This window comes from Duncaniella muricolitica (assembly GCF_910574735.1).
In the GTDB taxonomy this organism is placed as follows: Bacteria; Bacteroidota; Bacteroidia; order Bacteroidales; family Muribaculaceae; genus Duncaniella; species Duncaniella muricolitica.
Genome location: NZ_CAJTCF010000032.1, coordinates 12,895 through 26,110 on the forward strand (window position 1 = coordinate 12,895; position 13,216 = coordinate 26,110).

General features: G+C 46.7%; 11 protein-coding genes. 9 read left to right on the forward strand and 2 right to left on the reverse strand.

Features of this window, described 5'->3' with window-relative positions:
• From dmpI to QGT73_RS08535, 8 genes are read left to right on the forward strand one after another with little or no spacing between them, the layout of a single operon-like run.
• A complete protein-coding gene (dmpI, locus tag QGT73_RS08500) occupies positions 1 to 201 on the forward strand; it encodes a 4-oxalocrotonate tautomerase DmpI (protein ID WP_280122179.1) in 201 nt (66 codons plus the stop codon).
• Positions 198 to 767: a flavodoxin family protein gene (locus tag QGT73_RS08505; RefSeq protein ID WP_280122180.1), complete on the forward strand. Its 570-nt coding sequence runs from the start codon at positions 198 to 200 to the stop codon at positions 765 to 767. The genes dmpI and QGT73_RS08505 overlap by 4 nt, the downstream gene beginning before the upstream one ends.
• Entirely contained in the window at positions 764 to 1,363 is a 600-nt protein-coding gene (locus QGT73_RS08510; protein ID WP_280122181.1) for a uracil-DNA glycosylase family protein, read from the forward strand. The genes QGT73_RS08505 and QGT73_RS08510 overlap by 4 nt, the downstream gene beginning before the upstream one ends.
• A 7-nt stretch (positions 1,364 to 1,370) precedes the next feature.
• A complete protein-coding gene (locus QGT73_RS08515; RefSeq protein ID WP_280122182.1) occupies positions 1,371 to 2,435 on the forward strand; it encodes a DUF6194 family protein in 1,065 nt (354 codons plus the stop codon).
• 11 nt (positions 2,436 to 2,446) lie between these two features.
• Positions 2,447 to 3,622: an SEL1-like repeat protein gene (locus tag QGT73_RS08520; protein ID WP_280122183.1), complete on the forward strand. Its 1,176-nt coding sequence runs from the start codon at positions 2,447 to 2,449 to the stop codon at positions 3,620 to 3,622.
• A complete protein-coding gene (locus QGT73_RS08525) occupies positions 3,619 to 4,359 on the forward strand; it encodes a hypothetical protein (RefSeq protein ID WP_280122184.1) in 741 nt (246 codons plus the stop codon). The genes QGT73_RS08520 and QGT73_RS08525 overlap by 4 nt, the downstream gene beginning before the upstream one ends.
• A gap of 4 nt (positions 4,360 to 4,363) precedes the next feature.
• Positions 4,364 to 5,452 carry an SEL1-like repeat protein gene (locus QGT73_RS08530; RefSeq protein WP_280122185.1) on the forward strand — a complete coding sequence of 363 codons (1,089 nt, stop codon included), beginning with the start codon at positions 4,364 to 4,366 and terminating at the stop codon, positions 5,450 to 5,452.
• A 19-nt stretch (positions 5,453 to 5,471) separates the two neighbouring features.
• Positions 5,472 to 7,988, forward strand: a complete 2,517-nt coding sequence (locus QGT73_RS08535) for a glycosyl hydrolase 115 family protein (protein ID WP_280122186.1) — start codon at positions 5,472 to 5,474, stop codon at positions 7,986 to 7,988.
• Position 7,989: 1 nt separating this feature from the next.
• Here QGT73_RS08535 and QGT73_RS08540 read toward each other — a convergent pair whose 3' ends face one another.
• Together QGT73_RS08540 and QGT73_RS08545 are read right to left on the reverse strand one after the other, a co-directional pair.
• Positions 7,990 to 9,573 (reverse strand): hypothetical protein, encoded by a 1,584-nt coding sequence (locus tag QGT73_RS08540; protein WP_280122187.1) that lies wholly within the window; start codon positions 9,571 to 9,573, stop codon positions 7,990 to 7,992.
• Positions 9,574 to 9,742: 169 nt separating this feature from the next.
• Entirely contained in the window at positions 9,743 to 10,633 is an 891-nt protein-coding gene (locus tag QGT73_RS08545; RefSeq protein WP_280122188.1) for a hypothetical protein, read from the reverse strand.
• A gap of 125 nt (positions 10,634 to 10,758) precedes the next feature.
• Here QGT73_RS08545 and QGT73_RS08550 point away from each other — a divergent pair, with 125 nt between their 5' ends.
• On the forward strand, positions 10,759 to 13,191 hold the full coding sequence (locus tag QGT73_RS08550; protein ID WP_280122189.1) for a glycoside hydrolase family 2 TIM barrel-domain containing protein: 2,433 nt from the start codon (positions 10,759 to 10,761) through the stop codon (positions 13,189 to 13,191).
• Positions 13,192 to 13,216: the final 25 nt, after the last annotated feature.

The following is a 13,216-nucleotide window of genomic DNA, read 5'->3' on the forward strand; positions in this document are numbered from 1 at the left end:
ATGCCCTACATAGCAATCGAGAGTGGAAAACTGACCATTGAACAGAAGAAACAGTTGATTGAGCGACTGACTGCAACAGCCTCTGAGATAACCCATATCCCGGAGCAGTTCTTTACCGTTACGATCAAAGAACTGCCCGATGATAACTTCGGTATCGGAGGCAAATCAATCAACGAGATAAAACGCAATTACAAACCATGAAGGTAATCGGTATCAACGGAAGTGCCCGAAAAAACGGCAACACAGCCTTGATTATCAGCAAGGTCTTTGATGAACTCAATAAAGAGGGTATCGAATGTGAGCTGATCCAATTGGCTGATTATGAAATACTGCCATGTCGCGGATGCTTTGCTTGTAAAGGCAGGGCCAACTGTGTGTTTGCGAATGATGGATTTACAGAGATATTCAGCCGTATGGCAGATGCAGATGGCATAGTTCTCGGATCTCCGGTATATTCCGCGGATGTGTCTGCAAAGATGAAAGCCTTTCTGGAGCGTGGAGGAGTTGTCGTTGCAACCAATCCCGGAATTCTTCGCCATAAGATAGGTGCATCGGTTGCCGCAGTGCGTCGCGGTGGCGGAATGACAACGGTCGACACCATGAACCATTTCATGCTCAACAAGGAAATGATTGTCGTAGGCTCCACCTATTGGAATATGGTCTATGGCAAGAACATCGGTGATGTGCTCAACGATGAGGAAGGTATGGCAAATATGCGTAACCTCGGCGAGAATATGAGTTTTGTTCTTAAAAAATTCAGATTATGAATGTAAATACAGAGTTGCTGCGGTTTATTGAAAACAACACCAACTTGCGGCTTAACGATGTAAATATTGAGCCGGAAATGATACGGGCTATTATGATAAATGAGGTTGTCCCGGTTGATTCTGACGATGACTTCTATGGAAAGCCTGACTCCGCATATATGTCAACGACAATCCCGCTGTTCCGAAAAGCCGGAATAGAGGTAAATAGTATTCAGGATATATTGAACCTCGGCATCTATATTACCAACGCCGTCAAGACGCCTAAATCGGAATATGCTGTTTCAAAGGAAAGCATTGAAGAAAGTCTGACGTATCTTGAAAAGGAGCTTGAGCTGTTTTCCAATCTTCAGGTTGTCATGCTTATGGGTGATGTGGCGAAAAAAGCCTTTAATATGATAAGTAAAAAGGCAACCAAGAAAAACGCCGTCCCAAGTATATCTACCTACAAATTACGTAACACCGAGATTTTCCATAAAGGATGGCGCATCCTGCCTTCGTATATAATGACAGGGCAAAACATCCTGATTGAGAAGTCAAAGTTCCAAATGGCATCAGAGGATATTGCAACGATGTATAGACTGATAAACGAAGCGTGATTGCAATATGGCTATTGCACCTGACGACATTCTGAAATATTGCCTTGACAATTTTGACGGGCTTGTAGAGATCAGCAGTTGGGGCGAGCGTGGGATTTTCTACAATCCCGGCGGCGTGCTGAAACGCGGCGTGTATATCCTGACAATCAAAGAAAAGGATGGCGATAATGACCGGGCTTCCCGCCTTGACCGCGAGGATGTGTGGCGCGTGAATATAGGAGTCAGAAAACAGACATTCCGCACTTTGTTTGCAGAGTTGCCACAACGCCCGAATAAAGGTTGTATTGTGGATATGCCGTATGACTTTACTGCAAAGGATGTCATTATGCCACATCCGGTCTATGCATGGATGGGGTGGATTTGCGCTTTGACTCCATCTGAAACGACATTTGAATCATTGAAGACTTACATCCTTGAATCTTACGAATACGCGAAAGAGAAATTCAGTAAAAAGATGGCCGGAACAGTAAACCAGTTATCTGAGAACAGTGATAGAACCTCTGTCATTAGAGAATCGATAAAACGATATAATGATATTATCGAAAACAACGAGCCTTTCTGTATGAAGGATGAGGCTTGGTATATGATGGGGCTTGCCTATCAGGAACTGTTCGACTATAAAAAAGCCTTTGCTTGCTTAAAGAAAGCCGCAGAGATGAATTATGACGAAGCCTTTGTTAAGATGGGAGATGCCTATATGGATGGGCTGGGAGTGAAGCAGAATCCGGTCATGGCTTTCCGCTGGTATCACAAAGGTGCTGACATGGGGGAGATAAACGCCATGCTGAAGTTGGCAGACTGCTATAAGCACGGTACAGGCTGTAAGGTTAATTATTCAAAGGCGATGGAGCAATACCTCTATCTGGCAGAACGCACCGATCGCTATTGGCGGAGATACGCCGACGGCATAGGCACAGCGTTATATGAAATCGGCAATATGTATCTCCAAGGGTTAGGCGTATCGGTTGATTTGAAAAAAGCCGCCAAATATTTCCGACTTGCCGCCAAGAAAGGCAATCGGGATGCTGAAAGTGCCCTTAACTCCGATATATTTTGTAACTTTGAAAGATAAAACGTACTGCGATGAACCAATGGGCAGAATATTATAAAATCTTACAACGCTTCTCCAGCCTGTACGCCGGGGAGGGCGACGACGAACTGGCGCGTCATGCCGCCGATGCCATCACACCCTTAGCCGAAAAAGGCAATACCAAGGCTCAATATATGCTCGGGCGGTATTACTCGTGGGGTTATCATCATCAATGTGATAATCAGAAAGCGATTTACTGGTTTGAAAAAGCAGCCGACAAAGGGAGCGACAAGGCTGCAGAGGCGTTGGCAAATCTCTATCGCTACGATTTTGGCGACGATGAGACAATCAGTGTGCAGGCTAAAAAGGACTTTACACACAAATGGCATTACCGCTGGATTGAGATACTGGAGGCAAAAGCCGCCAAGGGTGTGGAAAGCGCGGCCCAGGCTCTGATGAAACTCTATGCCTATGACTGTCCCGAAGACATCGACCGCGAAGAGGGGGTGAAGATTGCCTGCAAATGGTACTACCGCTGGGTTGAAATCCTGAAAGCGCGAGCCGACAAAGGCGATATGGCGACCAAGAAGCGTATTGCCGATATTCTATCATGGGGTACGGGTGTTCCCGATGAAGTGTTGGAGATTGTCGAATATGATGATAATTACGAAGACACCGCCGCTGAGTTGTATACCGAAGTGGCTGAAGAAGAGAAGGATGCCGACGCATGGTTTAACCTCGGAATGATATATTACAGTGAGGCGACTGAAGAAGCTCTTCGGAAGTCATTTGACTGCTTTATGAAAGCCGCCGAAATGGGCTACAAAGACGCTTACCACTGCATCGGCGGCGCATACTTTGACGGGCGCGGTGTTGAAAAGGACTGGGGCAAGGCACTCGAGTGGTATCAAAAAGGAGCCGAAGCGGGCGATGTAATGTCGAAACTACATCTTGCCCAGTGTTATAAAAGCGGTATCGGCGGAGAAAAAGACTATGCCGAGGCGATGAAGCTCTATCGGCAGATTGCCTCCCGCCGCAACTTATACGGAAAATACAACCATGAAGTCAGCGTGGCACAGTACGAAATAGGCAACATGTATATGAAAGGGCTTGGCGTGGAAACCGACTTCCGCCAGGCTTTCGACTGGATTCGGCTTGCCGCTGAAAACGGCAACATCGCCGCCGAGAATGCACTGAACAACAAGAAATTCAGAGATTTCAAAAGATGAAACTGCGTATGTTGTCCTTAGAGGGTGATTATGCTCTTGAAAAACGAGAGAAGGAGAAATCCAACTATTGCTACATCCACCTGCATGCTGTCACATTCGGTATTGCTCAATATATCCTGACGGAACTGATGCCTATTGATCTTGACGGATGCGGGCGGTTGACCATCCGTGCGAATGTCGAGCAGGAGATGATGGGCTGGCCGGGCTATAATCCGGTTCCTAAAATGGGCGTGTCGTGGTACAATCTTGACATCGAAACATCCCGCAAGCTCTATGACCTCAAACGCTTCAGCAAGGCTTTCAGCGAAGAACTCAGCAATGAGTTCGAGCAATTTGTTGCCGGCATAATCATGGATGTTTTGGTGGAAATAGACCGGGCGCACGGTGACAGAAACCGCCTTGCGGAGCGGCGTGATGAAATTATGAACAAGATGAGGGAGTGCGGATGCAAGAAAGAGATTCTGCTTGAAAAATACTCCAAGTTCCGCCGCGACAGGAAATACAAGGCGAAGGTGTACCGCTGCATCGGACATGGCATAGGCGATGCTATAAGGGTCGATTTGGTAAATTGCAAAACCGATGACATAGTTGTGTCGGAATGGCTCGATGAGTTACCCCACACTGTCGATATGGCGGGAGCCGTCACCCGGACAGGCTGGAACGGGGATTCCTTCAATGTGACATTTTTCCGGTCGGATTGGACAGAGACTGTGAAACTGCCTGAAAATGAATTATAGAATCATGATAAAGTACACAAATAAATATACCGACAAATCGTTCGATATCGCCAAGTGTCGTGAATCGGCCGAATCAGGCTATGCTCCCGCACAATATCAACTCGGTCAATGCTATGAGGAGGGCGCAAACGTGGAGCGCAATCTTGCAAAAGCATTCAAATTATACTGGCTGGCATCTGACAACTGCCGTCCCGCAAAAGAGCGGCTGAACAAGGACAGCTATCAGGGGCAACTTGCCAAATGGCTGAAAAAAGCTGTCAACGGCAACAGGCTGTCAGGTAAAGATTTGGCGGAGGCGCAGTGTATGCTCGGATGCTGTTATCGGCGCGGTTGGGGTGTGGAATACGACATGGCCTCGGCTGTCAAATGGTGGCAGAAAGCCGCAGATTTGGGCGATGGGTATGCCACCGACCGCATAGGCGACTGCTACAGTAACGGAAACGGCGGACTGCCGGAAGATGCGGAGAAAGCTTTTGAATATTATCAGAAAGCAGCGGACGGAGGATATGCAGGAGCATATTTCACATTGGGACTATGTTACCGCAACGGCGACGGAGTGGAACGCGATTACGAAAAGGCCTTTTATTGGTTTAATAAAGCCGCGGAACACGACGACCCGATGGCTTGGGTGGAACTTGGTCACTGTTATGCCACAGGATGTGGTGTTGCTGAAGATTATTGTCAGGCAGTCAGGTGGTACAACAAAGCCGTAGATTTCGGCGGAAATGCTTTCCCGGAAGCACAACGCGGTCTTGCCGACTGTTATGCAGCCGGGCACGGCGTGGAGCAGGACTGGGAAAAGGCTGCGGATTTGTACCGTCAGGCGGCTAAGAATGATGACCCAGAAGCTCAATTCCAGCTTGCACGATGCTATGCCGAGGGACATGGTGTAGGGCAAGATATGGCCGAGGCCGTGCGCCTGTACAAGAAAGCGGCGACCTACGTCAACGAAAACACGAGATACTACGGACACGCCGGAGCCATGTGCTGCCTTGCCGACTGTTATGCCAACGGCGATGGCGTCAGAAAAAATGCTAAACAGGCGGCTTTATGGTATGCCAAGGCTGAGGAACAAAACATTCGTCCGAATTAATCCATGTGACAGTAAGACAATGAGTAAAAAGATTTTGACAGGTATATTTTTATCAGTTACATCCTGTTTTATTTCTGAGGCTAACGCTGTCACATGGTTTGACGGAGTGTCGCCTGTCAGTGTCGGCAAGAATACATCTTTAAGTCTTGTCGCAGAGACATCAATAGATATGTTTACGTCCGACATGAAATCTGTCACCGGCCAATACGCCAGACTGATTCATCCTGCCAAGGCCCGGATAGTGCTTACGCAACTTGATCGGGCGTCAAAATCACAACGGCGTAAACTTATACAAGCCGGAGTGCCTGTTGAGCGGCTCGATACTTTAGTCGATGGTTTTAATATCAAAGTCAACGGTGACAAAATACTGGTAACAGGCAGCAATGGCAGAGGCACGGCCTATGGCCTTTTGGAACTATCTCGAGAAGCCGGAGTCAGCCCATGGATATGGTGGGGTGACGTCTTGCCTGTGCAGCAACAATCTCTGACACTCCCGGACGACTATAATATCACGCAGGGAGCTTCGGTTGAACTGCGTGGCATATTTTTAAATGATGAAGACTGGAGTCTGCGGCCTTGGAGCTCCATGACATTTGAGCCGAATGAATCAGGCACAATCGGGCCACGTACATATAAAGAAATATTCAAATTGCTTATGCGGTTACGCGCCAATGCCATATGGCCGGCCATGCACAAGGAAACAACCGCGTTTTTTAAAAATCCTGTCAACAAACTTGTCGCCGACAGTTGTGGCATTTCAGTAGGCACATCCCACTGCGAACCGCTCCTGCGCAATAATGTGGATGAATGGGATGTAAGCAAACGGGGACCATTCAATTACATCACCAACCGTCAGGCTGTGCAGGAGTATTGGATAGAACGACTGCGTGAGGTAAAAGGGTCGGAAGGCGGAAACATGTTTACGATCGGCATGCGAGGCATACATGACGGCTCAATGGAAGGAGTGAAGACAAAAGAAGAGAAATTTGCCGCATTGCAACAGGTGATCGATGATCAGCAACAATTATTGGCCGATTATATCGGTGCTCCCAATAAGCAGATGCAAGTATTTGTACCTTATAAAGAGGTGCTTCAACTGTATGACATGGGGCTTAATGTACCGGCGGCTGCAACTCTGATGTGGTGTGATGACAATTATGGTTATATCACCCGGCTTTCTACCGATGAAGAGCAAAAACGACCCGGAGGAGGCGGAGTATACTATCATTTAAGTTATTGGGGTAGGCCTCATGACTATCTTTGGCTTACAACGACGCAGCCGGGGCTGATATATAACGAGATGAGAAACGCCTACAATCATAATGTAAGAAAATTATGGATTGCCAATGTACATGACCCCAAGGTGGCGGCCTATGATCTTGAGTTATTTCTTGATCTTGCATGGAATATCGACATCGTGGAGCCTGAAAATCTTGGACAGCATCTCTGCAACTGGCTTACCACAAATTTTGGAGCTGACGTTTCTCAAAAGATTTATACCGCCATGCGAAAGTTTTATAATCTCACCGGAAAACGTCGACCGGAATTTATGGGCTGGAACCAGGTGGAGCTTGATAAAAAACTTTATCACCGCGGCCTTAGCCCGGTAGCCGATACGGAATTAAGTTTCACCGAGTTTGGCGGAGAAGCGGACCGCTATATTAGAGAGTTTCTTGAAATTGCGAAAATTGTTGAAGATGCCGGACAATCAATTGATCCGTCTCTGCGTGATGCCTATTTCGCAGCGATTATTTACCCCGTTTTATCGGCGTCCAATAATGCTGTAAAGATGCTTGAGGCTCAACGTGCCCGCTCGTTTGCCTCAGGCGGCGTAAACAATGATATTGATAACTCAAAACTTTATTTGGCTACAGCCCGAAGCCAGGAAGCATACCGTAATATCAGGGCATTGACCGAAACATACAACGAAAAAATGAGCGGAGGGAAATGGCGTAAGTCGATGAACATGAGTCCGCGCGATTTACCTGCCGGCTATGCGCCGATGCTTCCGGTTATACTTACAGAAGATGAAATGTCGGAGTATCTTGTAAAGGACACATCCCATGAAGACTGCAATCTTGATGCTGATGGAGCCATAGCCTTTAATGCTGATGATTTTTCTGACATTTCCGGCGATTATCATGTCATTGACCTTTTGGGTCATAGCAATCGTGCCGTTGAACTTGAAAAGAGTGGTTCCGTGACATATTCTTTTGCTATAGATGACGACCTTGCAGAATCACTCTTGACTGTCGCTATGATTCCGACGCATGCCAATGACAAAGTGCGTTATAATGTCAGCATTGATGGAGGAGAACCGATTGAGTTTAATCTGAAGGAACCGTTCCGTTCGGAAAGATGGAAGGTCAACGTGCTCCGCGGACAGGCCCGCCGCTCGATTAAACTCCCGCATCTTGAAAAAGGCAATCATAAAATAACCATTACAGCGGTTGACTCGCATATTGTGGTTGACCAGATATGTATCGATCCTAAAATCAATCGAAAATATTATCTAATCCCCACTATTGCAAAATAGCTCATAATTTTATCATATACATTTTGTGGTTGCTCAGATAATACATTCTGTCCTGCAATATGCACCATGCTTCGATTGGACTGACTCCAAGATCTTTTATGTGCCATGACTTCCCATAGTCAGTGCTGTATTTTACGCTACGATCGTCAAATGGACCGTCGTATATTATGCAGGCAATAGTTCCTGTATTATCTTTACGCAAATCGCTCATAAAGGTATACCTGTGATGACTGCTGACTCGTTTTAGCCCGTCAGCCGAAGCATCCAAATAGTAACAGTTGGCACAATTGTTTTTTATTCCGCCCACAATAGCTTTATCGTGGGCGGATTTCACAATAAAGCATGAACCATTAAACACAACAGTGTCAACAAATTGTTTTTTACTGAAATTATAAAGTCGGCTACAACATTTTTTGTTGTCCCGGATGAAGCCAATTAGACCTTCGTCAAGTTCGGCAAAACCAGCATTACAGATTCTGACATCATACGCATCTATTGAGTCAAGCTGATTTCCGGCTTTGTATAGCACACTGTCATCCGCTATGTAAATGCCATCTTTACGGGCGAATAAGATGGCGTGAGCACCGAGGGTATAATCTGACAGGGAGTGTTCTCCTGTATTCATGTCGAATGTCAGCAAGCGGTGACATTCACCGCATCTTACAATACATGAAAGCATATTGCCCCGGATTGCCGGATTGTCGTAAAATCGGCAATTAGGCAAAACAATCTCGCAAGACCAATTGTGACCTCCATCGACCGAACGATATATAGCTGCCGAGTCGGGCCTCTCCGGCCCATAAGTCGAGGCTAAAGCTATGGCTTCAATGTCGCTCATGTAGTGAATAGCTGTAATGTGGCCGACAAGACCATTTACATGCCATACTTCTTTTTTATTTTTGCTGTCACCTTGGCTTCCTCCAAACAATGCTGCCGAGAAGATAAACAAAATAGCTACGTATATCGGTAGAAATTTCTTGAACGAATAGAGATAGTCCACCGGTTCAAGCCGCTCTTTTGATTTCCCGCGTTGCGTGATTTCATATTTATACGGCCACTTCCAGATGATTGCAAATCCCACATCCGGCACCCAACGCAACATGCGTATGGCAAGCCATGTCGCAGCGATGGAGGCTGTTGCCCATATGGCGAAGCTCCACCCGTTACCGATCGTAATGCCAGCTGCAACAGCTCCGACAAAAGCTATGGCGATTGACACAGCCGTGCGAAAACTGTTTTCATTGTATATTTTTGTCCGAATCAAATATCCGGCAAAGCATATAAGTCCACTGTATGCAATCCATATCGGATAAAGATACAATTGCATGACTAATAGTTTCACCGATAATATCACGACATCTATAATATAACCGCACAAAGCTCCCAGCCATGTCATAAGCCATAAGTGTGAAGGAGCATCCCTGTCTTCATCGCTTACCCACCACGAACACATGCCCGCAATCGCAAACGTCACGACAACAGGTCCAATCACCGACAGTCTACACCCTAAAATCGTTATCGGGTATATGCTGAGAAAGATGACTGTCGGTAATATATATTTCCAAAATCGTTTATCGGTAAACATGCATCAGAGCATTCAGTTCTCGACAAATATATCCTACCACATACTCCTGAGGAGTATGCAGCTCGATGTCTTCATTACTCTCCAGGTCGGCTATAACACAACTTACAGCTTCCCAAAGGCGAGACCCTTCATATTCCTTGAATGTATCTTCCATAATTGAAATGTGTTTTTATTGTTGTCGGTCGGGTAGGGCGGCAGGGTTATTTCCGACCATAAGATTGTTCATATAGTCACGCGCGACTGTCGGAGACATCCATTTGATTGAGTCTATCGGCAACAAACTGTCATCGCCATTCCTATCGTATATTTTTACCATATTATAGACGACAGATTCGTATATCCTGTTGTCATACGGATGATAATCAATATACCGTTCGGCATAATCAATACTGTTACATGAATATGTTATCGCAGAAAAATCTTCTGGGAAAACGAAATATCCGCAACCGGATGGAAATGTCTTCAACCGGCAGTGCCATATGCTGTCCAATATGGCACATATACGCACACTATTGGCATTGTAGACCGCAGAGTCCAATGGGCAACACCAGGAGAAGTCTTTGTCTCCATTCGTGCATATTCCATAGCAACTGCCTGTATTCTTGTCGATGGTGAAATCCTCGGGCTTCATACTTCCTGCTGTAAACAAATGCAATGAAACGGGAGTCTCTCGGATAAAAAGCCCGTTTTTCTCGCCCAACACCGCAACCGGGCATGCCATTATGCCGCCTCGTGAATACAATACATAACCATCCTTTTCCACAATATTTTTAGGCATACAGGCATAGATCATTGTCATATATGGTATCGCAAACAGCAACGATATGGCGAAATCTATTCGCAACCACCATTTCAACAGTTTCGGTTTGTCAAGTCCTGCTCCGGCCGGAAGAGCCAATAGTCCGAGCACATACCCGATTATCAATATCCAGTAATTGAGATCCCATCGCCATATTTGGCCGCTTCCGGGCATAACACCGATAACGACAGACAAAGGCAACATGTAGATTTGTACCCACACCATCGTCAGACATATCCTGTATCGTGTCGTGTAACTCATTGTTATTCCTGCTAGTCGTGATTGGTTGGTTATGCCCAAAGATACAAATATTTTTTGATTTATGCTACAAAACTTGTCCCCGTTCACGAATTTATGTAATTTTGTTATGAAAAACTGTTTTTATAATGAATAAAAAGATTACCTTATCGCTAATATCACTATCACTCATAGCTTTAAGCACGTTTGCAGAATCGCGTAAAATTGAAAATCTCAACTTCGGATGGCGTTTCTCATATGGCGACATTGACAATGCTTCTTCATCGTCATTTAATGACAGCAGTTGGCAGAGTGTCAATCTTCCGCATGATTTTCAGATTTCCCAGCCATGGGTAGCTCCGGCCGACGACGAAAAATCTGATAAAAACAATCCCGTGGCTAATGTCAGCTCACGACTCAGTTCGCGCGGATTTAAAGAGATGGGCACAGGCTGGTATCGCCGTCAGCTCATTGCCGATTCCTCATGGATAGGGCGTCGTGTACTTCTCGATTTCGGAGGTATAATGCTTAACGGCGACGTATATCTCAACGGCCATCTTGTCGGAGGCACCGATTACGGCTATCTGGGTTTTGAGATAGATGTCACCAAACTGCTCAATTATGACAAGCCCAATGTCATAGCCGTACGTGCCGACACAGGCAAGCCGGAAAATTCCCGCTGGTATACCGGAGGCGGCCTTTACCGAAATGTCAACCTTGTTGTGACCGACCGCGACATGTATTTCATGCGACACCCTCTCTACATAACCACACCACATGTCGAGTCAGACAAAGCCTCGGTAAAAATCTCGGCTGAGATCGCGGCTCTTAAACATAAGGGCAAGGAGTTGAAAGTTAAGACCCGCATAACTGATGCTGACGGCAATCTCATATATGAAAGATTGTCAGACATCCCTTTCAACCGCCGTCAGAAGACCAATGAATATCTTATCGACAGCATTTCGATTGATAATCCGCGATTGTGGGACTGTGACTCACCTCACCTCTACACTGCCCGGCTGGAGCTGCTTGCCGCAGACGGGAGTGTGGCAGACGAAGTGGAGGAATCATTCGGAATACGCAAGATTGAATATTCTCCCGAATACGGATTGAAACTCAACGGCAAAAAAGTCTTGCTCAAAGGCATCGCCAATCATCATACTCTCGGTCCGCTTGGAGCTGCCGCTTATCCGCGTGCCATAGAGAAACGGATACAGATGCTCAAAGAATATGGATTCAATCATATACGCACCTCCCACAATCCTTACAGTGAGGAGTTCATGGATTTGTGTGACCGTTACGGCATACTCGTTGTCGACGAACTGTATGACAAGTGGCTTAAACAGTATGCAGGAGGGCGCAAAGACTGGATGGAGCAGTGGCCCCACGATATACCTGAATGGGTAAAGCGCGACCGTAATCACCCGTCAGTTGTGATGTGGAGCCTTGGCAACGAGTTACAGCTATTGTGGAATCTTCCATATGCCGACTGGGGCGTCACACCCTATAAGATGCAGAAAGTACTCCTTGACCGATTTGACACAACCCGCCCGGTGACAGTGGCCATGCATCCGCGTGGCAGGCATCTCTCCACCGATTCGCTTCCGGCTCCGTTGGTCATGGAGACCGATATAGCCTCCTATAACTATCGCTACATGTATTTCCCCGGCGACAGCCGTCGGTTCCCGTGGATGATGTTCTATCAGAGCGAGGCCAATACATCCGGCATGGGGCCAAACTTCTACGAGATGGATCTTGACAAAGTGATAGGCCTTGCCTATTGGGGCATGATTGACTATCTCGGCGAATCGCACGGGTGGCCCGCCAAGGGATGGACTCAAGGTATATTTGACATATCTCTCGAACCTAAACCAATCTCATGGTTCCTGCGAAGTATTTTCAAGCCCGACGAACCGATTGTCCATATCGGCATTATAGACTCTGACGATAATACTGTATGGAATGACGTCAAAGTCGGCACTGCACGCATGTCGGATCATTGGAACCGTCAGCCCGGAACCAAACTCAACCTTTACACATACACCAATGCCGATGAAGTTGAGCTGCGTCTCAACGGCCGTTCACTCGGCCGCAAACGCAACGAGATTGACAATCCCAAGAAGCGCAACCATATACTTTGGAATGACATTCCCTATGCTTCAGGTCATCTGGAGGCATTGGCCTATCGCGAGGGAGTGAAAACTCCGATAGCCCGTCACCGTATAGAGACAACAGGGAAAGTGTCACGTCTGAATGTAAAGGCAGACAATGATGCCTGGACAGCCGATGGTATGGATTTACAATACGTACGTATCGAGGCGGTTGACTCCAAGTCACGTTGTGTGCCGGGTTCAGATACCCCGCTCACATTCAAGGTCGAAGGTCCGGCAGAGATAGTGGGCGTAATCAACGGTGATATGACCAGCCACGAAATGATGACCGGCAACAGCCGTAGTCTTTATGACGGAAAGGCATCAGTAATACTCCGCTCGACTCTGACCCCCGGCATAGTGACTCTGACCGTCACGCCTGAAAACGGCAAACCGGTAACATACAAAATGTCTACAAATCAGAGCCGCTAACCCATGCGGTTAGGATAATTGCTCT